At 66.7% G+C, this 26,223-nt stretch carries 23 protein-coding genes; 4 read left to right on the top strand and 19 right to left on the bottom strand.

Annotated features, from left to right (window positions below):
• Window position 1 precedes the first annotated feature (1 nt).
• Both BWR19_07960 and BWR19_07955 read left to right on the top strand, forming a co-directional pair.
• Window positions 2-244 carry a DNA gyrase inhibitor YacG gene (locus BWR19_07960; GenBank protein ID APX92871.1) on the top strand — a complete coding sequence of 81 codons (243 nt, stop codon included), beginning with the start codon at window positions 2-4 and terminating at the stop codon, window positions 242-244.
• Between the two features lie 2 nt (window positions 245-246).
• On the top strand, window positions 247-1,122 hold the full coding sequence (locus tag BWR19_07955) for a DNA replication terminus site-binding protein (GenBank protein ID APX92870.1): 876 nt from the start codon (window positions 247-249) through the stop codon (window positions 1,120-1,122).
• Window positions 1,123-1,223: 101 nt separating this feature from the next.
• Here BWR19_07955 and BWR19_07950 read toward each other — a convergent pair whose 3' ends face one another.
• The 10 genes from BWR19_07950 to BWR19_07905 all read right to left on the bottom strand — a co-directional run bounded on the left by BWR19_07950 (window position 1,224) and on the right by BWR19_07905 (window position 11,653).
• Window positions 1,224-2,615, bottom strand: a complete 1,392-nt coding sequence (locus tag BWR19_07950; protein ID APX92869.1) for an NAD(P)(+) transhydrogenase — start codon at window positions 2,613-2,615, stop codon at window positions 1,224-1,226.
• Window positions 2,616-2,780: 165 nt separating this feature from the next.
• Window positions 2,781-3,035 carry a hypothetical protein gene (locus tag BWR19_07945; protein APX92868.1) on the bottom strand — a complete coding sequence of 85 codons (255 nt, stop codon included), beginning with the start codon at window positions 3,033-3,035 and terminating at the stop codon, window positions 2,781-2,783.
• 54 nt (window positions 3,036-3,089) lie between these two features.
• On the bottom strand, window positions 3,090-3,920 hold the full coding sequence (locus BWR19_07940; protein APX92867.1) for a hypothetical protein: 831 nt from the start codon (window positions 3,918-3,920) through the stop codon (window positions 3,090-3,092).
• On the bottom strand, window positions 3,917-5,149 hold the full coding sequence (locus BWR19_07935; GenBank protein ID APX92866.1) for an NADH:ubiquinone reductase (Na(+)-transporting) subunit F: 1,233 nt from the start codon (window positions 5,147-5,149) through the stop codon (window positions 3,917-3,919). The genes BWR19_07940 and BWR19_07935 overlap by 4 nt, the downstream gene beginning before the upstream one ends.
• Before the next feature lie 72 nt (window positions 5,150-5,221).
• Complete coding sequence (locus BWR19_07930; GenBank protein ID APX92865.1) at window positions 5,222-5,839, bottom strand: NADH:ubiquinone reductase (Na(+)-transporting) subunit E; 618 nt, start codon at window positions 5,837-5,839, stop codon at window positions 5,222-5,224.
• Window position 5,840: 1 nt separating this feature from the next.
• On the bottom strand, window positions 5,841-6,509 hold the full coding sequence (locus BWR19_07925; GenBank protein APX92864.1) for an NADH:ubiquinone reductase (Na(+)-transporting) subunit D: 669 nt from the start codon (window positions 6,507-6,509) through the stop codon (window positions 5,841-5,843).
• A 2-nt stretch (window positions 6,510-6,511) separates the two neighbouring features.
• A complete protein-coding gene (locus tag BWR19_07920; GenBank protein APX92863.1) occupies window positions 6,512-7,327 on the bottom strand; it encodes a Na(+)-translocating NADH-quinone reductase subunit C in 816 nt (271 codons plus the stop codon).
• On the bottom strand, window positions 7,327-8,553 hold the full coding sequence (locus BWR19_07915; protein APX92862.1) for an NADH:ubiquinone reductase (Na(+)-transporting) subunit B: 1,227 nt from the start codon (window positions 8,551-8,553) through the stop codon (window positions 7,327-7,329). The genes BWR19_07920 and BWR19_07915 overlap by 1 nt, the downstream gene beginning before the upstream one ends.
• Window positions 8,553-9,905 carry an NADH:ubiquinone reductase (Na(+)-transporting) subunit A gene (locus tag BWR19_07910; GenBank protein ID APX92861.1) on the bottom strand — a complete coding sequence of 451 codons (1,353 nt, stop codon included), beginning with the start codon at window positions 9,903-9,905 and terminating at the stop codon, window positions 8,553-8,555. Before BWR19_07910 ends, BWR19_07915 begins: the two co-directional genes overlap by 1 nt.
• Before the next feature lie 284 nt (window positions 9,906-10,189).
• A complete protein-coding gene (locus BWR19_07905) occupies window positions 10,190-11,653 on the bottom strand; it encodes a type I glyceraldehyde-3-phosphate dehydrogenase (GenBank protein APX92860.1) in 1,464 nt (487 codons plus the stop codon).
• A gap of 186 nt (window positions 11,654-11,839) precedes the next feature.
• Here BWR19_07905 and BWR19_07900 point away from each other — a divergent pair, with 186 nt between their 5' ends.
• Window positions 11,840-15,301 (top strand): transcription-repair coupling factor, encoded by a 3,462-nt coding sequence (locus tag BWR19_07900; protein APX92859.1) that lies wholly within the window; start codon window positions 11,840-11,842, stop codon window positions 15,299-15,301.
• A gap of 62 nt (window positions 15,302-15,363) precedes the next feature.
• Window positions 15,364-16,449 (top strand): hypothetical protein, encoded by a 1,086-nt coding sequence (locus BWR19_07895; protein ID APX92858.1) that lies wholly within the window; start codon window positions 15,364-15,366, stop codon window positions 16,447-16,449.
• 49 nt (window positions 16,450-16,498) lie between these two features.
• On the opposite strand, the gene BWR19_07890 is transcribed toward BWR19_07895, so the two are convergent.
• From BWR19_07890 to BWR19_07850, 9 genes are all read right to left on the bottom strand, one after another.
• Window positions 16,499-17,455 carry a hypothetical protein gene (locus tag BWR19_07890; protein APX92857.1) on the bottom strand — a complete coding sequence of 319 codons (957 nt, stop codon included), beginning with the start codon at window positions 17,453-17,455 and terminating at the stop codon, window positions 16,499-16,501.
• On the bottom strand, window positions 17,452-19,776 hold the full coding sequence (locus BWR19_07885) for a hypothetical protein (GenBank protein APX92856.1): 2,325 nt from the start codon (window positions 19,774-19,776) through the stop codon (window positions 17,452-17,454). Before BWR19_07885 ends, BWR19_07890 begins: the two co-directional genes overlap by 4 nt.
• Window positions 19,773-20,213, bottom strand: coding sequence for a hypothetical protein (locus tag BWR19_07880; GenBank protein ID APX92855.1), 441 nt, complete (start codon window positions 20,211-20,213; stop codon window positions 19,773-19,775). Before BWR19_07880 ends, BWR19_07885 begins: the two co-directional genes overlap by 4 nt.
• Window positions 20,214-22,010 (bottom strand): hypothetical protein, encoded by a 1,797-nt coding sequence (locus BWR19_07875; GenBank protein ID APX92854.1) that lies wholly within the window; start codon window positions 22,008-22,010, stop codon window positions 20,214-20,216.
• A complete protein-coding gene (locus BWR19_07870; protein ID APX92853.1) occupies window positions 22,007-22,375 on the bottom strand; it encodes a hypothetical protein in 369 nt (122 codons plus the stop codon). The genes BWR19_07875 and BWR19_07870 overlap by 4 nt, the downstream gene beginning before the upstream one ends.
• 37 nt (window positions 22,376-22,412) lie before the next feature.
• Window positions 22,413-23,081 (bottom strand): hypothetical protein, encoded by a 669-nt coding sequence (locus BWR19_07865; GenBank protein APX92852.1) that lies wholly within the window; start codon window positions 23,079-23,081, stop codon window positions 22,413-22,415.
• Window positions 23,082-23,150: 69 nt separating this feature from the next.
• Complete coding sequence (locus BWR19_07860) at window positions 23,151-24,062, bottom strand: hypothetical protein (GenBank protein APX92851.1); 912 nt, start codon at window positions 24,060-24,062, stop codon at window positions 23,151-23,153.
• Window positions 24,063-24,088: 26 nt separating this feature from the next.
• A complete protein-coding gene (locus BWR19_07855) occupies window positions 24,089-24,970 on the bottom strand; it encodes a hypothetical protein (protein ID APX92850.1) in 882 nt (293 codons plus the stop codon).
• The gene (locus BWR19_07850) at window positions 24,967-26,205 is read right to left on the bottom strand and encodes an ATPase (protein APX92849.1); all 1,239 of its coding nucleotides are present in this window, start codon (window positions 26,203-26,205) and stop codon (window positions 24,967-24,969) included. The genes BWR19_07855 and BWR19_07850 overlap by 4 nt, the downstream gene beginning before the upstream one ends.
• Window positions 26,206-26,223 lie beyond the last annotated feature (18 nt).

The following is a 26,223-nucleotide window of genomic DNA, read 5'->3' as shown; positions in this document are numbered from 1 at the left end:
TATGAGCCAGCGTCAGACCCCATCACGCCCTCTCGAAGTCCCCTGCCCTCGCTGCCAGACGCCGGTGGCCTGGGTGGAGGATAACCTGTTCCGCCCGTTCTGCTCGGAGCGCTGCAAGCTGATCGACCTCGGCGCCTGGGCCGACGGCAGCCACCGCATCGCCGGCGAGCCGGCGATGGACGAGACCGAGATCGACGAAATGATCCTGCGTGCCGAGCGCGGCGACAACGGCCGAGACGACTGAGCGTGGCCGCTCGCCCGCCCACCGAGTACCGCCTGCTGGCCGAGCTGGAGGCGGCCTTCGACCGACTGATCGAGCGGGTCGAGGGGCTGTGCGAGGTGTATCGCCGCGCGCCGGGGGCGGCCTGGGCGCTGCACACCCCGACCCCGGACGCCGAGTGGCTGCGCCAGGTGCTGCTCGACTTCTGGTATCAGGACGGCCAGGACGGGCGCGCCACACGCAGCCACGTGGGGCTGGTGGCCGCCGATCAGGCGCTGCTCGACGAGGTGGCCAGGGTCAATGCGGCCAAGGCCGAGTTTGCCGCGCTGCTGGCGGAAATCCGCGCCAAGGCGGCGAGCCTGATCCCCGAGCTCAAGGCGGTGCTGCCGTTTCGCCACCCGGCGCTGCATAGCCATCTGCGCGGCCAGGGCCTGGCGCGGCTGCAGCTCAAGCAGTGCTGGCGGGCGATTCCGGTCGCCGATGCGCCGCTGGCCCGGGTGCGCCTGGCGTGGTATTCGAGCGGGCGCTCGATCAAGAAGCTCAGCGTCTCCGAGGCCGAGCAGAAGCTGCTGGGGCTGGACAGCGAGGCGCCCCACGTGCGCATTCAACTGCGGCGCCTGGCGGGCATTCCCAGCGCCGAGCCGCTGGCCCAGGTGCAGAAGCAGGCGCCGCTGATGCGCGCCAACCTGTTCTTCGCCGAGCCGCTGGCCGACGGCCGCAGCCGCCGCGCCATGAACGTCGCCCTGCCGCTGTTCCTGCCCAGCCACGACGGCCGCCTGCCCGACTACAACCTGCCACCCTTGGCGCCGCTTGAAAAGCGCACCCGCGCCAAGCGCAGCGACGAGAAGCTCGAGGACGAGGTATTCCTACCCAGCCTGCGGGTGTATCGCTACCGCGGCTGACTCTCCCCCAACCACATCGCGACTGAAGTCGCTCCCACACTGGTCTTGGCGCCACTCCTAGTGTGGGAGCGAATTTATTGCGATGGGGCGCGTAGCGCTGCCTAGAACAGCCGGTTGAGGCCGTTCTGGGCGGCGACGCGGTAGGCTTCGGCCATGGTCGGGTAGTTGAAGGTGGTGTTGATGAAGTACTTGAGGGTATTGGCCTCGCCGGGCTGCTGCATGATCGCCTGGCCGATGTGCACGATCTCCGAGGCCTGGTCGCCGAAGCAGTGGATGCCGAGGATCTCGAGGGTGTCGCGGTGGAAGAGGATCTTGAGCATGCCCACGGTGTCGCCGGTGATCTGAGCGCGGGCGGTGTCCTTGAAGAACGCCTGGGCGACTTCGTAGGGCACCTTGGCGTCGGTCAGCTCGCGCTCGTTCTTGCCCACCGAACTGATCTCGGGAATGGTGTAGATGCCGGTGGGCACGTCGTCGACGAAGCGGAACTCGGCGTCGAGCAGGTCGTCGCTGGCGTTGCGGCCCTGGTCGTAGGCGGCGCTGGCCAGGCTCGGCCAGCCGATCACGTCGCCCACCGCGTAGATGTGCGGGATGGCGGTGCGGTAGTGGTCGTCGACCTGAAGCTGGCCGCGGCCGTTGGCTTCCAGGCCGATGTTCTCGAGGCCCAGCTGGTCGGTGTTGCCGGTGCGGCCGTTGGCCCACAGGAAGGCGTCGGCGCGCAGCCGCTTGCCCGACTTGAGGTGCACTACCACGCCGGACTCGTCGCCTTCAATACGCTCGTAATCCTCGTTGTGGCGCACCAGCACGCCGTTCTGGCGCAGGTGATAGGAGAGCGCGTCGGAGATCTCGTCGTCGAGGAACGACAGCAGGCGGTCGCGGGAGTCGATCAGGTCGACCTTGACTCCGAGCCCGGAGAAGATCGAGGCATACTCGCTGCCGATGACGCCGGCGCCGAAGATGATCAGGGTGCGCGGGGTGTGCGACAGGCCGAGCAGGGTGTCGGAGCAGTAGATGCGCGGGTGGCGGAAGTTGACGTCGGCCGGCCGGTAGGGGCGCGAGCCGGTGGCGATGACGATCTTCTGGGCGCAGATCTCCTCGACGCCTTCGTGGTCGTCGCGTATCACCAGGGTGTGCTCGTCCTTGAAGCGCGCCACGCCGAAGAACAGGTCGATGCGGTTGCGGGCGTAGAAGCGGGTGCGCATCTCGACCTGCTGGTCGATGGTGACCCGGGAGCGTTCGAGGACCTTGGGAAAGGAGAACCAGCGCGGCTCGCCGATATCGCGGAACATGCGGTTGGTGTTGAACTGCATGATCTGCTTGACCTGATGACGCAGCGCCTTGGAAGGAATGGTGCCCCAGTGGGTGCAGTTGCCGCCCACCGCCTGCTGCTTCTCGATCACGGCCACGCGCTTGCCGTGCTTGGCGGCGTTGATGGCGGCACTCTCGCCGGAGGGGCCGGTGCCGATCACCACTACGTCATAGTTGTGGACTGCCATGTGCTGTCGCGTCTCCTTTCCCCTGAATGTGTTATTGCCTCGGCGCCACTGCCTGTGGGAACGAATTCGTTCGCGACTGAAGTCGCTCCTACATTAGCCAATGGCGCCACTCCCGTGTGGGAGCGAATTCATTCGCGATCGCAGCGCGCAGCGCTGCCGGCAGGACTAGCGGCGCACGGCGTTGTAGCCGAGGTCGGCGCCGCGGCTCTCGTCGCCGCGACGGCGGGCGCTGCCGCGCTTGCGGTTCTCTTCCTCGCAGACCTCGTCCTTGCCGCCGCAGACTTCGCAGCCGTCCTTCATGCCGATATTGTTGAGCCCGCCGCAGGAGCCGGCGATCGGCTTGCGTCCGAGGATCACGCCGATGGCCATGGCCGCCATCAGCAGCAGCATGAAACCGAATACCAGTAACCAGATGGTCATCGTTCCTCCCAAGGCCCGTGGCGGGCAGCTCAATCATCGACGCATGGTCAATGACTATAAAAAAGGGGACATGGCCGGGCTGATGCGCACATCGTATCCCGTACCCGCTGTGACAACGAAATAGGCGGCGATACTCCGCCCCTCGACCTCCGCCAGCGCCGCTTCGGGCGTCTGGCGCAGCAGCCAGCCGGCCCAGGCGGCAGCCTCCAGCGCGGTGCCCGCCAGCACGCTGACTTCGACCACCCGCTCGCGGCCGTTGGCCAGCCACCAGCCGGCGGGCGTCTCGGCGCTGCCGGCCAGGCCCCGCCAGCGGTCGCGGAAGTCGCCGGCGGTGGCCAGCGCCTGGGCGTCGAGGCTCAGTTGGCGGGCCTCGGAGGTGCCGCGCTCGGCGGGCTCCTCGAGGGCCACCCGCCACGGCTGCCGCCCGGCCTGGGTGCCGCGGGCGCGCACGTCTCCGCCCACCTCGAGGAAGTAGCGCCGCGCGTCGCGGGCGTCCAGCCACGCCGCCAGCGAGTCGATCAGCCAGGCGTGGGCCAGGCTCCGATAGGCGCGCTCGAGGGGCTCGACAGAGCCGCCGAAAGGCCTCGGCAGCGCCGCATCGAGCGCGGCGAAGCGCTCGAGCGCATCGCTATGCTGCTGTTCGTATTGTACCAGTTCACTGTGTATGGCGACGTCGAGTGCCGACATGTCGTCGTCGCGGGCATCGCCATACAGAGTGAGGTGGAAACCGTGGTCCAGGGCGGCGCCCTGTACGTCGAGCCGGTGGCTGCCGCCGTCGCGGCACCCGGCCAGCGCGCTGGCCATGGCCAGGCCCAGCAGGGCCGACAGAAACAGGGCCGGCCCGTGGGCCAGCCCTGTGAGTCGCCGTGAGGCGACGCCGATCATCCGCCGAAGTCGTCCAGCATGATGTTCTCGGGTTCCACGCCCATGTCGAGCAGCAGCTTGATCACCGAGGCGTTCATCATCGGCGGCCCGCACATGTAGTACTCGCAGTCCTCGGGCGCCGGGTGGTCCTTGAGATAGTTCTCGTAGAGGACGTTGTGGATGAAGCCGGTAGGCCCCTCCCAGTTGTCGTCCGGCAGCGGGTCGGAGAGCGCCAGGTGCCACTCGAAGTTGTCGAACTCTTCGGCCAGCTGGTCGTACTCCTCGTTGTAGAAGGTCTCGCGCCAGGAGCGCGCGCCGTACCAGAACGAGATCTTGCGCTTCGACTTGAGGCGCTTGAGCTGGTCGAAGATGTGGCTGCGCATCGGTGCCATGCCGGCACCGCCGCCGACGAAGACCATCTCGGCGTCGGAATCCTTGGCGAAGAACTCGCCGAACGGCCCCATTACCTGCACCTTGTCGCCCGGCTTGAGGTTGAAGACGTAGGTCGACATGATGCCCGGCGGGTGGTTGGTGCCGGGAGGCGGCGTGGCGATACGGATGTTGAACTTGAGGATACCCACTTCTTCGGGGTAGTTGGCCATCGAGTAGGCGCGAATGGTCTCCTCGGGGTTCTTGTGCGAGATCTTGAACAGGTCGAACTTGTCCCAGTCCTCGCGATACTCATCCTCGATATCGAAGTCGGAGAACTTGATGTCGTAGGGCGGCGCCACCAGCTGCACATAGCCGCCGGCGCGGAAATCGACGTTCTCGCCTTCCGGCAGCTTGAGGTTGAGCTCCTTGATGAAGGTGGCGACGTTGGGGTTGGAGATGACCTCGCACTCCCACTGCTTGACGCCGAAGACCTCCTCGGGCACCTCGACCTTCATGTCCTGCTTGACCGGCACCTGGCAGGAGAGCCGCCAGCCCTCCTTCTTTTCACGCATGGTGAAAGCGGACTCTTCGGTGGGCAGGATCGAGCCGCCGCCCTCTTCCACGCGGCACTTGCACTGGGCGCAAGAGCCGCCGCCGCCGCACGCCGACGACAGGAAAATGCCGTTGGCGGCCAGGGTGTTGAGCAGCTTGCCGCCGGCCTGGGTGGTCAAGGTGTGCTCGGGGTCGCCATTGACCTCGATGGTCACGTCCCCGCTGCTGACGAGCTTGCTGCGCGCCGCCAGGATCACCAGCGTCAATGCGATGACGATAATGGTGAACATGACCACGCCGAGCAAGATGACAGTTATATCAACCATGTCGGGTTCCTATTTCAATCGTTGCCTTGTCACGTGGGGCGTGCCGGGCGGCGCTGCCGCCCGGCACGCGACTTACAGCTGAATGCCGGAGAACGACATGAAGCCGAGCGACATCAGGCCCACGGTGATGAAGGTGATGCCCAGGCCCTGCAGGCCGCCGGGCACATCGCTGTACTTGAGCTTCTCGCGGATACCGGCCAGGGCGGTGATGGCCAGCGCCCAGCCGAACCCGGCACCGGCGCCGTAAACCACCGACTCGCCGAAGGTGTAGTTACGCTCAACCATGAACAGTACGCCACCCAGGATCGCGCAGTTGACGGTGATCAGCGGCAGGAACACACCCAGCGCGTTGTAGAGCGCGGGCACGTACTTGTCGAGGAACATCTCGATGATCTGCACCAGGGCGGCGATCACGCCGATATAGCTGAGCAGCCCCAGGAACGACAGGTCGATGTTCTCGGTGCCGGCGATACCGGTCCAGGTCAGGGCCCCTTCGGCGAGCAGATAGTTGAGCACCAAATTGTTGACCGGCACGGTGATGGTCAGTACCACCACCACCGCCACGCCGAGACCGAACGACGAGGAGACCTTCTTGGATACCGCGAGGAAGGTACACATGCCGAGGAAGAACGCCAGCGCCATGTTCTCGACGAACACCGAGGCGATGAACAGGCTCAGATAGTGTTCCATGTTACACGGCCTCCTTGGGTTCGGTGTTGTGCTTCATCTTGAACTCGTTCTCCTCGACCTGCTCCGGGTAGGCCTCGCGGATCACCCAGATCATCAGGCCGATGATGAAGAACGCAGACGGCGGCAGCAGCATCAGGCCGTTGGGCACGTACCAGCCGCCGTCCTGCACCGGGTGCAGCACGGTGAAGCCGAACACGCTGCCGGAGCCGAACAGTTCGCGGAAGAAGCCCACCACCATCAGCACCACGCCGTAGCCCAGGCCGTTGCCGATGCCGTCGATGAACGACATCTTGGGGCCGTTCTGCATGGCGAAGCCTTCTGCGCGGCCGAGGATGATGCAGTTGGTGATGATCAGCCCGACGAATACCGACAGCTGCTGGGACATCTGATAGGCGAAGGCGCGCAGCACCTGGTCGACCACGATTACCAGCGAGGCAATGATGGTGACCTGCACGATGATGCGGATCGACGACGGAATGTGGGCGCGAATCAGCGACACGAACAGGTTCGAGAACGCACACACGAACACCACCGCCAGGGTCATGACCAGCGAGACGCTCATACTGGTGGTGACCGCCAGCGCCGAGCAGACCCCGAGGATCTGCAGGGCGATGGGGTTGTTCTTGAACAGCGGCGTTATCAGAACGCCTTTGGTGGAATCAGCAGCCATGATCAAGCTCCCTCTTCTTCGATGTCGACGTCGGCGTCCTGGGCCTCTTCGAGGCTGATGCCATCGCGGAAGCGTGCCAGGTATTCACCGAAGCCTTCCGGGCTGAGCCAGAACTGCAGCATGTTGGTCACCCCGTTGGCGGTCAGGGTAGCACCGGACAGACCGTCGACTTCATAGTCGCCGCTGCCGCTGCCGCGGGCCACGCGAATCGCCGGGTTGAGGCTACCCTCTTCGTCGTAGATCCGCTTGCCTTCCCACTGCGACTGCCAGCGCGGGTTGTTGACCTCGGCGCCAAGCCCCGGGGTCTCGCTGTGCTCGTAGTAGGTGATGCCGACGATGGTGTTGCCGTCGCCCTCGATGGACATATAGCCGCGCATCAGGCCCCACAGCCCCTGGCCACGGATCGGCACGATGATCTGGTCGGGATTGTCGGGGTCGCCCACCAGATAGACCGTGGCGTAGTTCTCCTGGCGGCTGAGGCCGGCAATGTCGCGGTCACCCGAGAGGGTGCGCGAGGATGCCGGGTCGCGGGCGGCCTGGAAGTGGTCGAAGGTGTCGGGATCGAACTCGTCGGTGTACTCACCGGTGCGCAGATCCACCACGCGGGGCACGATCTCGGCGAAGGCCGCTTCGACATCGATGCCGCGCTCATAGAGGTTGGCGACGCGCAGGATATTGGTCTTGCGGTCGAGCTCTTCATTGAGCGCCTGCATCGGACGCAGCGCCACCGCGGCGGTGGAGACCACCACCGAGCAGACGATGCACAGCGCGAACGCCACGATCAGGATCTTCTTGATGGAGTTGTTGCTCTGTGCCATCAGGCAGTCTCCTCGGCCGGCGCACCAACGCGCTGCTGACGGCGCTTGATGTTGGCCTGAACAAAGATGTGGTCGATCAGCGGAGCAAACAGGTTGGCGAACAGGATCGCCAGCATGATGCCCTCGGGGAACGCCGGGTTGACCACGCGGATCAGCACGGTCATCACGCCGATCAGCGCACCGAAGATCAGGCGTCCCTGATTGGTCATGGAGGCCGACACCGGGTCAGTGGCCATGAACACCATGCCGAAGGCGAAGCCGCCGATCACCAGGTGCCAGTACCACGGCATGGCGAACATCGGGTTGGTATCGGAACCGATCAGGTTGAAGAGTGCACTGGTCGCGACCATGCCGAGGAACACCCCGAGCATGATTCGCCACGAGGCTATTCGCGTCCATAGCAGTATCGCGGCACCGATGAAGATCGCCAGCGTCGAGACCTCACCCACCGAGCCGGGAATGAAGCCGAAGAAGGCGTCCCACCAGCTGTACTGGGTGGTCAGGCTGGTCATGCCTTCCTGGAAGGCGATGGAGAGTGCCGTGGCACCGGTGTAGCCGTCGGCGGCGACCCATACCGCGTCCCCGGAGATCTGCGCCGGATAGGCGAAGTAGAGGAAGGCACGACCGGTCAGCGCCGGGTTGAGGAAGTTCTTGCCGGTACCGCCGAAGATCTCCTTGCCGATCACGATGCCGAAGGTGATGCCCAGCGCCACCTGCCACAGCGGGATGGTGGCCGGCAGGATCAGCGCATACAGCACCGAGGAGACGAAGAAGCCTTCGTTGACCTCGTGGCCGCGCTTGACCGCGAACAGCACTTCCCAGAAGCCGCCCACGGCGAAGGTCACCAGGTAGATCGGCAGGAAGTAGGTCGCGCCGAGCACGAAGTTGGCCCACAGGCTGCCCGGATCGTGGCCGCTGGCGAACAGCATCATGATCGCTTCGCGCCAGCCGGCCATCGATTCGTAGCCGCCGGCAATGGCGGTGTTGGCCTGCCAACCGGCGTTCCACATGCCGAAGAACATGGCCGGGAAGGTGCACATCCAGACGGTGATCATGATGCGCTTGAGGTCGACGCCATCGCGCACGTGAGCGGTGGTTTTGGTCACGCTCGGCGGTGCGTAGAAGATGGTGTCGACGGCTTCGTACAGCGGGTAGAACTTCTCGTACTTGCCGCCCTTGTGGAAGTGCGGCTCGAGATTGTCGAGTGTCTGTCGGATACCCATCATCAAGCCTCTTTCTCGATCGTGGTGAGATTGTCGCGCAGGATGGGACCGTACTCGTACTTGCCGGGGCACACGTAGGTGCACAGCGCGAGGTCTTCCTCATCCAGTTCCAGACAACCGAGCTGCATGGCGGACTCGATGTCACCGACGATCAATGAACGCAGCAGCTGCGTAGGCAGGATATCCAGCGGCATCACCGTCTCGTAGGCGCCCACCGGGACCATGGCGCGCTCGGAGCCGTTGGTCGAGGTGTCGGGCGCGTAATTCGACAGGCCAAGGAACTTGGAGACATAGATACCCAGCACCGAGTGACGGTTGGTACCCGGCGACAGCCAGCCCATGAAGGCGCGCTTGTTGCCCTCTTCGAGCAGAGTGAGCTGATTGTGGAAACGCCCCACATAGCGTAGAGAGCCTTCGCAGGTAGCGCCGGCAAATACCGAACCGGAGATTACGCGAGTGTCATCAGGACTGACCACTTCACCACTCAGCAGTTCCTCGGTGCTGGCGCCCATGCGGGTGCGCAGCAGGCGCGGCTTTTCGGCACGCGGGCCGCCCACGGCAACCACCCGATTCACATCGAGAACCCCCTCGGCGAACAGCTTGCCGAAGGCGATCACGTCCTGGTAGCCGAGGTGCCAAACCTGCTTATGCAGGGCTACCGGCGACAGGTAGTGGATGTGGGTACCGACCAGGCCGGCGGGATGCGGGCCGGCGAACTGCTCGACCTGCACGCCGTCGACGTCGCTGCCGGGCAGCTGGGCGTTGGCGCCGGTGCACAGGAACACCTTGCCTTCGGTGAGGCGCGCCAGCACCTTGAGGCCGTTGGCGAACGCCTCGGGCTGCTCGTTGATGATCAGCGCCGGGTCGGGCGCCAGCGGATGGGTATCCACGGCGGTGACGAAGATGTTCTCGGGGGTGGCGTCGAGGGCCGGGGTGCGCGAGTAGGGGCGCGTGCGCAGCGCCGTCCACAGGCCGGAATCGACCAGCTGGTCGACCACCACCTGGCGCTCCAGGCTTTCGAGCTTGTCGGCACCGTGGGCGGTGAACGCGACGCGCTCCTCCTCGCCCTCGGCGACCTTGATCACCACCGACAGCAGGCGGCGCTTCTCGCCGCGGTTGATGGCTATCACTTCACCCGCCGCCGGCGCGGTGAAGCGCACGCCGTCGATCTTCTTGTCGGTGAAGAGTAGCTGGCCCAGCTTGACGCTGTCCCCCTCCCGGACCTCCATGGTCGGCTTCATGCCAACGTAGTCGGTACCCAGGACTGCCACGTGGCGCACCGCGCGCGCATCCTCGATGCGCTGCTCGGGCACCCCCGTGATGGGGAGATCCAGGCCTTTTTTGACTTCGATCATAGTCTCGCCCAGTTAGGATCTGATGTGGAAGGAAAGGGGTTCGACGCACGCGGCAGCGCGGCTTGCGCCGGGCCGCTCGTCACGGACTTCGAATTCTTTTCTTATCAGAAGGTTGCCAGTTCGACTCGGGCTCAGCCGAGCCATGCCAAAAATCCTGAGTATTATAAAGAGATACGCAGCGAAAGGCCAACGGCGAGACAGCGCAAAACGGCCCGCCGAGTGTCTCGGCGGGCCGTATCGAAGCGTCTAAGCGGCACTGGGCGGGGCCTCGCCCGGTGCTGGGATCAGTCGCGATCCTTGGGGAAGACCAGAAAGCTGACGTTGGACATGTGCTGCAGGATACGCACCACCTGGCAGCTGTAGCCGAACTCGTTGTCGTACCACACGTAGAGCACGGCGTTCTTGCCGTCGGCAATGGTCGCCTTGGCGTCGACGATGCCGGCGTGGCGGTTGCCGACGAAGTCCGAGGAGACCACCTCCGGCGAGTCGACGTAGTCGATCTGCTTCTGCATCGGCGAGTGCACCGCCATGCGCCGCAGGTAGTCGTTGAGCGCCTCGGCGTCGGTCTCGGTGTGCAGGTTGAGATTGAGGATCGCCATCGACACGTTGGGGATCGGCACGCGGATGGCGTTGCCGGTCAGCTTGCCGGTCAATTCAGGCAGCGCCTTGGCCACCGCCTTGGCGGCACCGGTCTCGGTCAGCACCATGTTGAGCGGAGCGCTGCGGCCGCGGCGATCGCCCTTGTGATAGTTGTCGATCAGGTTCTGGTCGTTGGTGTAGGCGTGTACCGTCTCGACGTGGCCGTGCTCGATGCCGTATTGATCATTGATCGCCTTGAGCACCGGCACGATGGCGTTGGTGGTGCACGAGGCGGCAGAGACGATGCGGTCGTCGCTGGTGATGTCGGGGTGGTTGATGCCATAGACCACGTTCTTGATGTCGCCCTTGCCCGGCGCGGTGAGCAGCGCCTTGGCGGCCCCCTTGCACGCGAGGTGCTGGGAGAGGCCCTCCTCGTCGCGCCACATGCCGGTGTTGTCGACGATCAGCGCGTTGTCGATGCCGTAGGCGGTGTAGTCGATCTCGGAAGGCGAGTCGGCGTAGATCACCTTGATATAGTTGCCGTTGGCGATCAGCGCGCTATTCTCGGCATCCACGGCAATGCTGCCCGAGAAGGGGCCGTGCACCGAGTCGCGGCGCAGCAGGCTGGCGCGCTTCTCGAGGTCCTTGGCGATATCGCCGCGGCCGCGCACCACGATCGCGCGCAGGCGCAGCAGGTTGCCGCCGCCGGCCTTCTCGATCAGGATCCGCGCCAGGATGCGACCGATACGGCCGAAGCCGTAGAGCACCACGTCCTTGGGCTCGTTGTGGTTGCCGTTGGTCTGATGGCCGCCGACGATCTCGGCCAGCTCGCGCTCGAGGAAGGCGTGGACGTCGCCGTTGCCGCGGGTCTTGTAGGCCACCGCCAGCTTGCCGACGTCGATGTGGGCCGGCCCCAGGTCGAGCTCGGTCATGGCCTTGACCAGCGGGAAGGTGTCGCGCACGTCGAGCTCGGTGCCCTCGACCTTCTTGACGAAGCGATGGTCCTTGAGGATGCGGATCACCGACTGGTTGATCAGCGAGCGGCCGAACAGCGAGGTGACGATATTGTACTGGCGGTAGAGCTTGCCCAGCAGCGGAATCATTTCTTCGGCAATGGCTTCACTACCCTGCCACTCCTCAAAGACGGTCTCGAGCGTTTGCTGAGTCACGTGGGGCCTCTTCTACGTCATGGGTATCAAGTGTGACGTTCATTATCGCGGCAGTGCAGCACGACGGCAATTGCTGGATAGTCGCACCCGCTGTAGGGCAATTACAGAATCGCCGGCTTGACTACAAGATGCATATAAGGCTGCTATCATCGCGGATTCGCTCCCAAGGTTCGCGATTTCGATACCATGCCGCACTTTTCACCGCTCGACCCACCCCGCCCCTCCGGCACCCGCGAGACGCGCTACTGGCAGCGCCCCCACGGCAGCGCCCTGGCGCTGGCCCTGGCGCGCCTGGCCGGCGATGCGCCGCTGCTGGTGATCACCGCCGACACCGCCGAGGCCCAGCGCCTGGAAAACGACCTGGCGTTCTTTGCCGACGCCCCGGTGATGCCGTTCCCCGACTGGGAGACGCTGCCCTACGACAGCTTCTCGCCGCACCAGGACATCGTCTCGGCGCGGCTGCGCACCCTGCGCGACCTGCAGCAGGCCCGCCACGGCATCGTGCTGGTGCCGATCAACACCCTGATGCAGCGCTTGCCACCGGTGGACTATATCGCCGGGCGGGTGATGACCCTGGCCGTCGGCCAGCAGCTCGACCGCGAGGGCTTCCGCGAGAGCCTGTCGCGGGCCGGCTACCGCGCGGTGGAGACGGTCTACGAGCCGGGCGAGTATGCGCTGCGCGGTGCGCTGATCGATCTCTTCCCGATGGGCAGCGAGTCGCCGCTGCGCATCGACCTGTTCGACGACGAGATCGACACCCTGCGCCACTTCGATCCCGACACCCAGCGCAGCCAGGACAAGGTCGAGCGTGTCGAGCTGCTGCCGGCGCATGAGTATTCGCTGTCGCGCAGCGCCATCGCCTGCTTCCGCGACGGCTTCGAGACGCTGTTCGACGTCGATCCGCGCCAGTGCCCGCTCTACGTCGATGCCCTCAAGGGCATCCCCTCGCCGGGGCTCGAGCAGTACCTGCCGCTGTTTTTCGAGGAGACCGCGACGCTGTTCGAGCACCTCGCCGAGGGCACCCGGGTGGCCACCCTGCCCGGCGTGTTCGAGGCCGCCGAGCACCACTGGGCGGCCATCGAGAGCCGCTATGAGAACCTCGGCGTCGACCCGACGCGCCCGTTGCTGCCGCCGCATCGCGCCTTCGTGCCCGCCGCCGAGGTGTTCGGCGCCATCAAGCGCCACCCGCGGGTGGCGATGTCCGAAGACCCGGACCACCCCCACGCCCACCTCTCGGCTACCCAGCCGCCGCCCACGGTGGCCATCAACGCCCGCGCCCAGCAGCCGCTGGCGGCGCTGCAGCGCTTCCTCGCCGAGCATGCCGCGGCGCGGGTGCTGTTCGTCGCCGAGTCCCGCGGTCGCCGCGAGGCCATCGAGGAGCAGCTCGCTCCGCTGCAGCTCGCCCTGCCCCACGTCGACGACTGGCACGCCTTCGCCGACGGCGAGCAGCGCCTGGCGATCACCGAAGGCGGCCTCGACTCGGGCCTGGCGCTGGGCGACAGCGACGCCGCGATTCGCCTGGCGGTGATCACCGAGTCGGAGCTGTTCGGCGAGGTGGTGCGCCAGAGCCGGCGACGCGCCAAGGCCACCGACGACAACGAGCTGGCGGTACGCCACCTGGCCGAACTGCACGAGGGCTCGCCGGTGGTCCACCAGGCCCACGGCGTGGGCCGCTACCTGGGCCTGGAGCGCCTCGAGGCCGGCGGCCAGGCCGCCGAGTTTCTGGCCCTCGAGTACGCCGACGGCGCCAAGCTCTACGTGCCGGTGGACAGCCTGCACCTGATCTCGCGCTACGCCGGCGCCAGCGACGAGCTGGCGCCGCTGCACAAGCTCGGCTCGGAGACCTGGGACAAGGCCAAGCGCAAGGCCGCCGAGAAGATCCGCGACACCGCCGCCGAGCTGCTCGACGTCTACGCCCGGCGCGAGGCGCGGGTCGGCTTTGCCTGCGACTTCCCGGTGGAGGAGTACGCCCGCTTCGCCGGCAACTTCCCGTTCGAGGAGACCCCCGACCAGCAGGCGGCGATCGGCGCGGTGATCGGCGACATGACCCGCCCGCAGCCGATGGACCGGGTGGTGTGCGGCGACGTCGGCTTCGGCAAGACCGAGGTGGCGATGCGCGCCGCCTTCCTCGCCGTGCACTCCGGCCGCCAAGTGGTGGTGCTGGTGCCTACCACCCTGCTCGCCCAGCAGCACTACGACAACTTCCGCGACCGCTTCGCCGATACCGCGGTGCAGGTCGAGCTGATCTCGCGCTTTACCGGCGGCAAGGGCCAGGCCGAGTCGCTGAAGCGCATCGAGGAGGGCCGCGCCGACATCGTCATCGGCACCCACAAGCTGCTCTCCAAGCGCATGAACTTCCCCAACATGGGCCTGCTGATCATCGACGAGGAGCACCGCTTCGGGGTGGCCCAGAAGGAGCGCCTCAAGAGCCTGCGCGCCGAGGTCGATATCCTGACCCTGACCGCCACGCCGATCCCGCGCACCCTCAACATGGCGATGAGCGGCATCCGCGACCTGTCGATCATCGCCACCCCGCCGGCGCGGCGGCTGTCGGTCAAGACCTTCGTCCAGCAGCGCAACGAGGCGGTGGTCAAGGAGGCGATCCTGCGCGAGATCCTGCGCGGCGGTCAGGTCTACGTGCTGCACAACGAGGTCAAGAGCATCGAGACCAGCGCCGAGAAGCTGCGTGAGCTGGTGCCCGAAGCGCGGGTCGGGGTGGCCCACGGCCAGCTGCCGGAGCGCTCGCTGGAGCGCATCATGTCCGACTTCTACCACAAGCGCTTCAACGTGCTGGTGTGCTCGACGATCATCGAGACCGGTATCGACGTGCCCAGCGCCAACACCATCATCATCGAGCGCGCCGACAAGTTCGGCCTGGCCCAGCTGCACCAGCTTCGCGGCCGCGTGGGGCGCAGCCACCACCAGGCCTACGCCTACCTGCTGACCCCGCACCCCAAGGCGATCACCAAGGATGCCGCCAAGCGCCTAGAGGCGATCAGCCAGGCCGAGGATCTCGGCGCCGGCTTCACCCTGGCCAGCCATGACATGGAGATTCGCGGCGCCGGCGAGCTGCTCGGCGACGAACAGAGCGGCCAGATGGAAACCATCGGCTATAGTTTGTATATGCAGATGCTCGATCGTGCGGTGAAGGCGATCAAGGCCGGCAAGACGCCGAACATCGAGGCGCCGCTGGACCAGGGGGTGGAAATCAGCCTGAATCTGCCGGCGCTGATCCCCGACGACTACATGCCTGATGTGCAGCAGCGCCTGATCATGTATAAACGCATTGCCAGCGCCGAGGACGAGGCAGCACTCAAGGAACTGCAGGTCGAACTGGTAGACCGTTTCGGCCTGCTGCCGGCACCGCTCAAGACACTGATGCGCCAGACCCGGCTGCGTCAGCGCGCCGAGCGGCTGGGCATTTCGCGGCTCGAGGCGGGGCCTCAGCGCGGCCGGGCGATATTTGCCACCGGCACCGCCGTCGACCCGATGACGCTGGTCACCCTGATACAGAAGGATCCGGTTCACTACCGGCTCGATGGCGCCGATACCCTGCGCTTCGAGCTCGAGATGGAAACCGAAGAAACGCGCTTCAGCGTGGTCGAAGGCCTGCTGGAGCGATTGAACCGCAAGACCGAGGCGGCTTGAACGGCTGACACCGAGCAAGCGCCTGATGATAAAGGTATGACTCGGTGAACGAGACCAAGCCCATGAACATGCACCTGACCCACGGCCTGAGCGGACGCCTGCGTGCCGCCCTGGCCACGGCCCTGCTGGCGATCTCGCCGCTGGCACTGGCAGACGCCAGCAACGGCGAGCGCCCGGTGGGGCACTATCCTATCCCCGAGCGGGGCGACGTGATCGGCAGCATCCAGACCGTGATCGCGGCAAAGGAAGACACCCTGATCGACATCGGCCACCGCTTCGGCCTCGGCATCGAGGAGATGCGCCGCGCCAACCCCGAGCTGAGCATGTGGTACCCGGGCGAAGGCGCCGAGGTGGTGCTGCCCACCCAGCACATCCTGCCCCCCGGCCCGCGCGACGGGATCGTCGTCAACCTGCCGGAGATGCGCCTCTACTACTACCCGCCCACGGCCAGCGGCGAGACGCCGATCGTCGAGACCTACCCGATCAGCGTCGGCCGCGAAGGCTTTGCCACGCCGGTGGCCTCGACCCGCACCACCATGAACATCAAGGATCCGCACTGGGCGCCGCCGCGCTCGATGCGCGAAGAGGCCGCCGCCCGCGGCGAGCCGCCGCCCGCGGTGGTGCCGCCGGGCCCCGACAACCCGCTGGGCCGGCATGCGATCCTGCTCGGCCTGCCGAGCTACCTGATCCACGGCACCAACCAGCCCGACGGCGTCGGCATGCGCGCCAGCCGCGGCTGCATCCGCATGCTGCCGCGGGATATCGAGTCGCTCTACTCGCGGGTGCCGGTGGGCACGGCGGTGCACTTGATCAATGAGCCGTTCAAGGCCGGCTGGGACGCCGAGGGCGCGCTGCTGGTGCAGTCGTTCCCGCTGCTGGATGAGCAGGAGGGCTCCTTCCAGCCGGTGCTCAACGCCCTGGAGATGCTCGCCAGCGCCTTCGGCGACGAGCAGCCGCCGGTGGACTACGCCCGCGTGCGCGCCGAGGTCGAAGCGCCCAAGGGCCAGCCCGTGGCGGTACTGCGCGAAGCCCGCGAGGAGCCCATCGAGAGCGCCGAGGAGCCCCAGCCGGCACCGGAAGGCCTCTACCGCCACCTCGGCGAGCCGGATAACGGCCTCTACCAGCAGCTCGAACTGGCCATGGGCTGACCGCCCCGCTGCCAAGCTGCCCCTTTCGAGCCCGGCCAACCAGCCGGGCTCACTCTTTGGCCAAGCCCCACGCCAGCGACAGGTCCTGACCAAAGTGCACCACGAAGAACTCATCCAGCGGCTGGGGCCGCCCCAGCAGGTAGCCCTGGCCGATCGGACAGCCCATCTTGCGCAGCTGCTCGAGCTGTCCATGGGTTTCGATGCCCTCGGCAACGGCCTTGAGGCCCAGGCTGTCCGCCATGCCGATCAGGCTCTTGACCAAGGCTCGGCTGCGCTGCTCGCTATCGATCGGGTCGATGAACAGCTTGTCGAGCTTGACCTTGGTAAACGGCAGGTTCTGCAGAAAACGCAGCGACGTGTAGCCGCTGCCGAAATCGTCCAGGGCGATGCCGAAACCGTGATGCCGCAATAGCGACATGACACGCTTGATGGTCTCGAGGTCGAAGAAGCTAACGTGCTCGGTAATTTCGATATCGATGCTGCTGGGCGATACGCCGTGCTGACGACACCTGTCGAGCAGCCGCCCGGGAAACGTCAGGTCGGTGAAGTGCTGAATCGAAAAATTGATGGCCAGGGCGAAGCCGGGTGCCGTGGGCGCTGCGGCCAGCACCCGCAGGCTGGCCTCGAAGACCTGCTCGTCGAGTGTCTCGATCAGGCCGCTGTGTTCAGCGATGGGGATGAATTCCGCCGGGGAGATAAATCCTAGCCGTGCATGCTGCCAGCGGATCAGCACCTCGGCACCCAGCACGTCCCGCTGGGCAAGGCCCAGCTGTGGCTGAAGAAACAACTCGAAGAAGGGCTGATCCTGTGCCAGGGCGCTTTCCAGCGCCTCAGCCACCTGCTGCTCGCGCGGCGTCCCCTTGCGCGGCGCGTCACTCGACGCGTGCGGTCCCGGTAGCTGGGCGATACGACTCCCTGAGCGCCATACCAACGTGGATACCAGCAGCAGCACGCAGGCGCTGGCGACCAGCAGTAGCGATGCCAGCTCCACGCCGATAGCGCTCACGTTGACACTCCCCTGGCCGGCTGCGTGCCTCTCCACTGCTCGGCCAGCGTCTCGAAGGTCGTCGCTTCGCCGTATAGACGCCCCTGGCCGGCCACGACCCCCAGCCCCTTGAGCACGCTGAGCTGCTCGGCGTTATCGATGCCGCGCACCGTGCACTGCCGCCCGGCCATATGGGCCATATCGCGCAGTCCTTTGAGCAGCAGTACTGCGCGCTGGTCGCTGGGTACGTCGCAGAGCAGCGCAGGTTCGACTACCAGCCGGGTGTAGGGCAGGCGATAGAGTGCCGCCAGGCCGTGCCCGGGGTGCTCGAGGCCATCCATCACCAGGCCGATCTCATGATCCCGACAGCGCCGCATGGCGCGCTGTAGCCTCAGTGGCTCGATGTGTTCCCCCAGACCGTAGGGCTGCAGCTCCAAGCGCTCGACGGCCAGGTCGCGTGCGCGACAGCTCGCCACCAGCCACTCGAGTAGCCCCTGCGCTACCAGGTGATGAACGGCTACCGGCAGCGCCCAGCGCAGCGCCGGCTGGGCGCCTAGCCCGCTGGCCGCGAGCGCGGTCAGCACCTTGCCCACCAGGATGCGATCCAGGCTCGCCTGACGACGGCAGCGCTCGGCCAACTGGGCGAGGGTCTCGGCATCGACCTCGCCCCAGCGCGGATGCTGCCAGCGCAAGCGACACTCGCCCCCCGCCAGGCCGCCGCTGAGCAGCCAGGTGGGTGTCACCTCCAGGCTGAAGTGTCGCTCGCGCTCGGCCTCGCTGACCGCCAGGACCGCATTCAGCGACTCGATCAGCGCCAGCTGGCGATCCTGGGCCGCGGTCATCTGCGCCACATGGCATTGCGGGCGACGCTGCCGCGCCACTGCTACGCGGCGCGCAGCCAAACGTGATGCTTCGAGCATGGCGAGCGGCGTGGCACTGGCGTCGGAGCGAGCCATCCCGATCCGCGGCAGCAGCAGCCACTCCTGGTCGTTGGCCCGCAGTGGCTCGCTCAGGCGCTGCTGGAGATGGTCGGCGAAGGCCATGCCGGTCGACTCGGCATCTTGCGGCGGGGCCGGCAGGAAGCACATCATCGCGAAGGCATCACCCTCCAAGCTTGCCGCGAATCCCTGGCCCTGGCCGGCATCGCGCAAGCGCTTGGCGATCTGCCGGAGTAGCGCGTCCAATTCAGCAGGTGACAACGAGTCGCGCAGCGCATCAAGACGCTCGAAGTCGATCCAGCACAGCTGAAAAGGGTGCTGGCTGTCGAGATAGCGCTGCATACGGCGCGCCAGCAGCGGCCAACTGGCCAGTCCATGCCGGTAGTCGTCGTGGCGACGCTGACGGCGGCGCCACTCGAGGCCGAGTGCCAGCCCCAGCAGCAGCACCGCCAGCCCACCTGCCACAGCGGCAGCCCATCTCAGCCTGCTGGCCATGCCGATGCGCTGGCGCGGGTCATCCGGCACGTCGACGTAGCGAACCGCCTGCCGGGCGCCGTCGCTCAGGCGGTGGCGCTCGGCATAGCGGATCTGCGCCACGGCATCGGCCGTGGCCTGCTCACCCGACGCCAGCAGTTCGATCAGTTGCTCGGCAAGACGCTCGGGGTCGGGCAGTACGCCGCCCAGGCAGCCGTCTGCCAGCCACTCAGGGTGCAGGCACCAGAAGCCGTCAGCGGCCAGCCCCGATGCTTCCAAGCCGCGACGATTCTCCCGCGTGGGCAGCCCCAGCACGAAGTGCTGGGCAGCCGGCTCGGCCAGCGGCAATGCCAGCGGAGCTCCCAGCACGCGCAGCGCTTCAGCGGACCGATCGTCGCGCCCCAGCGAAGCGCCTAGCGGTGCCAGCGCCTGTCGCGTCTCGGCGCCATCCACCCAGCCGACCAGCCCCTGGTCGCCGTCCAGATGGCGCACCCAGGCAATGCCGCGCATCAGCACCGGTAGCAGGTCGAGATGCACTACCTGCTGGCGGCGCAGCCACTGACGGTGGGACGGTTCGAGAATCCCGTAAGCAGCGACGCGCGCCGCGGCGAACGGCTCGGCGCCCTCGATATAGGCGGCCAGCGCGGCGTCGTGCAGCAGGATGACCTGCGCCACGTCGCTCGCTTCCAGGCCAGGGTCGATCAGCAGGCCATCGTCAGCTGCGCCCCGGCCGTGCAGGTAGCTGACGCTGACACTTCCCCCGCCTGCATCGAGCCGGTCGACCAGTGCACTGACCAGCGCGCGATCCTGACGCTGCCCGGGCTCACCGGGGGCGATGATCAAGGTCGTGGCAGCGGCGTAGGTGGTACTGCTGCACAGCCACCCCCATAGCAGCAGGCCCGTCAGACACTGGCGGCGAGGAGGTCTCATAGCAGCAGGCTCGCTCGGGCGCGCACCCACTCGATATCGGGAATCCGCAGCACGCCCAGGTTGAGCTGCGGCAGCGGCAACGGCGCCTCCAGGCAGACCCTGAGCTCGTCACTGGCAGCATCGATGCGGTGGAAATCGCCGTCGTCGCAGGCCTCGACGCGACTCAGCCAACTGTCACCTACGAGCCCCTGGATACGCGCCTCGACCCGCTGGGCATCGGGAGGTTCCCCCACCCGGGTATTGACCGCGATGGCGGCGCGGGCGGCCTCGCTGCTCAGGGCATTGAGCGTCAGGCTCATGGCAAACAGCAGGCTGTAGCTGATGATGGCGTAGAGGATGACGAAGAACAGCGGGAACAGCACCGCAAACTCGATGGCCACGGCGCCGCGCTCGCTGCGCCCTGCCCCCACCCGGGATGTGAATCGCAACTTGTGCATTTATCTCACCAGTTCCACGCCGCTGACGTTGACATCGAGTAGCTCGATTTCCATCTCGTCGAGCCCGATGCCCAGGGCCTCCAGCAGCGGCGTCAGCAGGGGGTCGAGCACCCCTTCGGCTACCGCAGCCAGGGCATCGGAGAGCGCATCGGCCAACTCAGTTAGGCTGCCCACCGTGATGCCCAGCAGTCCGTTGACGATATCCAGTACCGGGCTCAGTAAATCGACGACGCTTCCAATCAGGCAGTCCAGCCGCCACCACGGGCACTGGGACTCACGCTCGGCATCCGGCCCGAGCGCTAGGCTGATGGACAGGCCGCTGAGCAACCCGCCGACCTGGTTGACCAGCGGATTGACGGCGGGCGCCTGCCCGAGTAGCGCCGAGCTTTCCCCGGGCCAGTCGATATGCGTATTGCTGGTCTCGCCGAAGGTGCTCGACTGCTGCGTGTCGCTGTTCACCTCGAGCCGCAGCAGGCCCTCGGCAACGGGCAGCAGCGCCAGGCCCACTCGAGTCGACATCTGCACCGGCGATGTCGACCCGCCCACTTCAACGCGTACCCGCTCATTTCCCAGACAACGAATCTCCTCCACCCCGGCACGCCCAGAGGCGGCTTCGACGTTCAGGTCCAGATCGACATTCACCAGCCCCAGCAGCGCCAGCTCAGTCTCCACAGACAAATCCAGCTGCGCGGTTCTTACCTCGGAGCGCCATGCGTTGCAGGGCGCGGCGTCACCATCGGCGCAGCCGGCTGGGCCGACGGCGATCTGCGGCGGTTGGATGATGGCTAAGTCCAGCGTCACGCTGGTCAAGCTGGGGATATCCAGGGACAGCCCATCGAGGTGAATGCCCTGCGACTGATTGGCCGCCAGGATCATCGCTTCGAGTAGGCTTGCCACCCCCACGTTGGCTTCGAGCCCCTCATCGCCGCCGGCGATATCGAGGAGATCGCCTAGCCGCACCGCTGGCAGGTTCGTCCCGGCCGCCAGCTCCTGCAACAGCAGTTGAACGTCATCGCTGCCCGCTTCTGCCGCCAAGGCCTGCGCCGAGGCGCTGGCCAGCTCGGACAAGGTAACCGAAGCGTCGAGCAGCTGTTCGGCGCTGGCCAGCGTCGCATCGATGCCCAGCAGACTGGCCTGTTCGGCCAGGGCGAGCAGGCTGATGCGGCTATCTAGCAATCCCTGGTGCCCGACCAGCGAGAGGCCAACCTCGCTGCCCAGCAGCTCTGTCAGCAGCGGCCCGAGAAGCGGTGAGTCCTCGGGGTCGATGTGCAGCAGCCGCGTGCCCGCCGAGAGTGTGGTATTGGCGGTGCGCCGGGCAACGGCCTCGGCCTGCAGGTCGACGTGGCGGGCGATATCGCTGCCGGGGAACAGCGCATCAAGGTTGCCTATCAGGCTGGTTGGCACGCGATGCTCCAGCCTGACGCGCAGGGCATCATGGATCTGGTCGCTGCTGGTCTGAAAGACGCGCACGCCCTCCTCCACCGCCAGCCAGCCGCGCTCAACCGCGACCAGAACCAGGCCTTCCTCGGCGTAGCCATGGCGTGCAGCGGCTTGTCGCACCACCTGGTCGGCGTCCGCCGCCGCACGGCACTGGCCGGCAGTGGCCACCGCCTGCATGGCGGCCAGGTCTGCCGCTCGCTGCAGGCGCTGCTGCTCCAGATACAGCCGGCCGGTGTCGAGGGCAACGACGATGCATAGCACCACCAGCAGCAGCACCATCACGCCGAGCAGGCCGATGGCGCCGCGCTGGCGATGCCTGCCGCCGGGCCCAGGACGGTCAGCCGCGAGACGCTTCATCGGTCACCGAAACGCGTGTCGATATAGGTGTCGGGGATCGGGTGGCTGAAGCTCTCCAGGTAGCGCCGATAGATACGCTGCTGCGCCGCCCCCGACAGATTCTGTGGATTGGCCGAGGCGTGCCGACCGCTGCGCTGAGCGTCGAGCAGCCGCGCGGCCTGGGCGTCGCCAGGTTGGCGAGCATCGCCGCGCGCCGCTGGCGCACGGTGATCGGCCACCCGCGGCCCGGGCTTGGCGGCTGGCGCGTCACCGCTTGCAGGCTGCTGGGCCGAGGCCTGGGGCAGCACCAACAGCACGCCAGCCAGCCCCGCCAGCATGCCCTGGCCAGCACACCGCCACCATCGCCTGTTCTTCACGTCGCTCATCTGCCTAATCTCCTTTGGTGGCTGCTGTTCGGATGGGTCAGCTGTCGGCGCCAGTCGGGGACGCACGGCGCAGGCGTTCGACCAACGCAGCGTCGACGCCCAGTCGGGCGGCCATGTTTTCGGCCTGGGCGGTCTGGCCTTCCTGCATCAGCAGCAGCACCAGATTGCTGGCGGCGTTGCGCTGGCCGCTGTCGAGCTCGATGGCGGTGAGAAACTCTTCGCGGGCCGCGCCGCGCTGCCCTTCGAGCATCAGCAGATAGCCGAGGTCGTTGCGTATGCGCGGGTCGGCCGGACGCTCCTGGCGCGCCTGCTGCATCAACACCAGCGCCTCGCGGCGGTCGCCCCGCGATGCGGCGTTGCGCGCCATGCCACGGTAGGCGTCGGCGGCCAGACAGCTGCTGGTGAGCGAGTCGTAGACAGCGTCGGCCTCGCCGTGACGTTCGATTGCCCGCAGCGCATCGCCGCGCAACAGGTCGGCCTCGCCGATGCCGAAGTCGTGGCTATCGAGGTGGGCCAGCGCCGAACGCGGTCGGTCGCTTTCGAGCAGTTGCCGGATCATGTCCAACTGCACGCCGATGTCCGCCGCATAGCGCTCGCCGCAGCGCCCGGTGACCCATTCGTTGTCGCCGTTGCCCTCCAGCGCAAAGACATTGCCCGGCATGCTGGTGGTAACGGTGGTACAGCCGGCCAGGCCAGCAACCACCACCAGTGCAGCAAGCCTGCATAACGCGGGCCGCATCGAGCCCCCATTGGCATAGCGTGAATCGCGCACGGCTCAACTCCCCAGGGCGTCGAATAGCCCAGCCAGATTGATGACTGCCGGGCCTGCCAGCACGATCAGCAGGGCCGGGAACAGAAAGACCATCATCACCAGCGACATCTTGCCGGAGAGCTTGGTCACGGTTTCCTGGATCCGTGTGCGCCGCCGGTCACGGATCAGCTCACTCAAGGCGCTCAGCGACTGCCGCGCCCCGCCCCCCGATGCCGAGATCTGCGCCAGCAGCTTGCACATATCCTGCAGGCCTGCGCTGAGCTGTATCTCGGCGATCTCCTCGAGCACCTCCTCGCGGGCCTGGCCCGCCTCGATGCGCAGCAGCACCAGGCGCAGCTCGCGCACGCTCTCCCGGCAGCTGCTATCGAGGTTGTGGATCAGGCCGCGGAGTACGCCCTCCAGGGTCATCCCCGAGTCCCACAGCATGCGCGTGACCTGGATCAGCATTTCCGCCTCTTCGTCCATTTTCGCCGTGCGCCGTCGTCGCGCCTGCTTGAGCCATAGCCAGGCGGCGACCGCGGCGAGCGCCGCCCAGCCGAGCCCGTTGAGTATCACCTGCGGCCAGCCGAGCCCCTGCTGGGTGGCCTGCAGCAGCCCGCCAGCGAATACGCCGAATACCAGCAGCGCCATGGCCAGCAGCACATGCCACTGCGCGCGGGTGCCGATAAAGCCGGCTTGGCGCAAGATCAGCGCCAGCTGGGCAAGCCAGGCGCGATTGTGACGCTGACGACGCCACAGCAGCCGCCCGCCGCCAACCAACCGCGACTCGAGCTCCCGCACATGGCGCTGCGGGTCTTCGTGGGGCTGCGCCAGCGCCGCTTCGCTTGCCTGGCCGCCGGCCGTTGCGCTCGCCAGCCACCAACACATGCCGGCCGACAGCAGCAGCAGGCCCGAGCTCATCATCACTAGCATCATCTCGCTGTTCTCCCTCGTTGCGACCGCTATACCGAACGCAGCATGCGCCACAGTGCCAAACAGCCGCCCACCTCGAGCGCTACCGCCAGCCACAGCGCCATCTGACCGGCCGGGCTTTCGAGCATGGGTGCCAGAAATTCCGGATTGGTCAGCCACATGAAGCCCGCCAGCGCCACCGGCACGCTGGCCAGCACGAACGCCGTGACGCGGGTTTCCCCGGTCAGTGCGCGCAGTTCTCGGCGGCCCTTGTCCTGCTGGCGCAGCAGGTCGACGAAGCTGGCCAGAATGGCCTTGAGGCTGCCGCCGTGGATCTGGTTGATCTCGATGGCAGTGGCCAGCAGGTCGAGCTCCTGCACTCGCAGCAGTTGGGCTTCACGTCGCAGCCCCTCGTGGAGCTCCATGCCCAGGTCGCGGCGCGCGTTGACCCTCGCCGTGGCATCGAACAGCGGCCCGGAGACCCGCTCGGCATTGCGTCGGAAGGCCAGTTCGATGGTGGTGCCGATGCCGATATCGCGCATGATGTGTTCCATCAGCTCAGGTAGCGCATCGCGCACGCGGCGGCGCAGCCGCTGGGCACGCAGCCGCAGCAGCAGGTTGATTACCACCAGTCCGCCCAGCATCAGCAACCCGCCGAGGCGCAATTCGAGCATCACCAGCACGCCGCTGAGCGCCAGCAGCAGGGTGCCACCCGCCACCCACACCGCCCGCGGCGTGGCCTGGATGCCCGCCACCAGCAGGTAGTCGAGCAGCCATCCCATCAGTGAGTCATGCGGCAAGCGCCGGCGCAGCCCGCGCGGCCGCGCCACGCGCAGCGCCCTGTCGCTCGCGTGGCGGGCGCTGCGCCATAGCAACCAGGCTGCCGCCAGCAGCAGCAGCATGGTGGTCGACCACAGCTGCCAGGAGCTCATGCCGGCTCCTCGATGGTCTTGGTCCAGTCGATATCGCCGGGCAGCTCGGGCGAGACCCGGCGGTAGAGCGGCCTGAGGCTGATGCGCCCGTCGACCAGCCCGCGCACCTGCTGCACCTCGACCACATGGCGATGCCCCTCGCCGTCGCGGGTGATATGCACCACCAGGTCGAGGGCGGTGGCAATGATCTGGTTGACCAGCCCATCGCTGCCCTGAAAGCCGGCCAGGCGCACCATCATCTGCAGGCGCACCAGGGCGTCGCGGGCGGAGTTGGCGTGCACGGTGCTCATCGACCCCAGGTGGCCGGTATTCATCGCCTGCAGCACATCCAGCGCCTCATCGCCGCGGCTCTCGCCGAGGATGACGCGGTCGGGGCGCATGCGCAGGGCGTTCTTGACCAGCTGTCGGGCGCCAACCTCGCCCTCGCCTTCACTGTTGGGCGCACGCGTCTCGAGACGTACCACATGGCTGTTGCCGAGCTGCAGTTCGGCGGCGTCTTCGATGGTGACCACCCTTTCGTGGTGAGGAATGTTACGACTCAGCACGTTGAGCAGCGTGGTCTTGCCCGAACCGGTCGCACCGCTGATCAGGATATTGCGCCGCGCCTCAACCGCCTGCTCCAGCAGCGCCATCAGCGGCGCGCTAACCGCGTCGCCGGCAATCAGTGCCGCGACGTCCAGCGCCTCACGGCGAAATTTGCGAATCGAGACGCAGGGCCCTTCCAGCGCCAGCGGGGGGATGATCACGTTGACCCGCGAGCCGTCCGGCAAACGCGCGTCGACCATCGGACTCGACTCGTCGAGCCGCCGCCCCAGCGGTGCCAGCATGCGACGCACCACGCGCAGCACATGGGCATCGTTGATGAAGCGCTGCTCGACCTGGCACAGCCGGCCGTGGCGTTCGACGAAGATGCGCTGCGGTCCGTTGATCAGGATGTCGGAAATCTCATCGTCCTTGAGCAGCGGTTGCAGCGGCCCAAAGCCGGTGACCTCGTTGAGCACCTCTCGCGCCAGGCACTCCAGGGCGTCCAGCGGCACGACCTGCTGGCGCTGCTCGAAGTAGTCGCGGATCAGGGTCTCGATGCGCATCAGCATCGCCGAGGGATCGTCGTTGAACAGCGAGTCGTCGTCTTCGAGACGCTCGATCACTTCACGATGCAGCGCGCTCTTGAGGCCGGCGTCATCGAGATCGATGGGCATGCTCACGCTGCGCTGCCGCTGGCGGTTAAGTGGCATCCAACCTCCCATGCGACC

It is taken from the genome of Halomonas sp. 1513 (genome assembly GCA_001971685.1).
Classification (GTDB): domain Bacteria; phylum Pseudomonadota; class Gammaproteobacteria; order Pseudomonadales; family Halomonadaceae; genus Franzmannia.
Note: the sequence above shows the minus strand (reverse complement) of the source record. Positions and strands in the feature narration are given on the sequence as shown.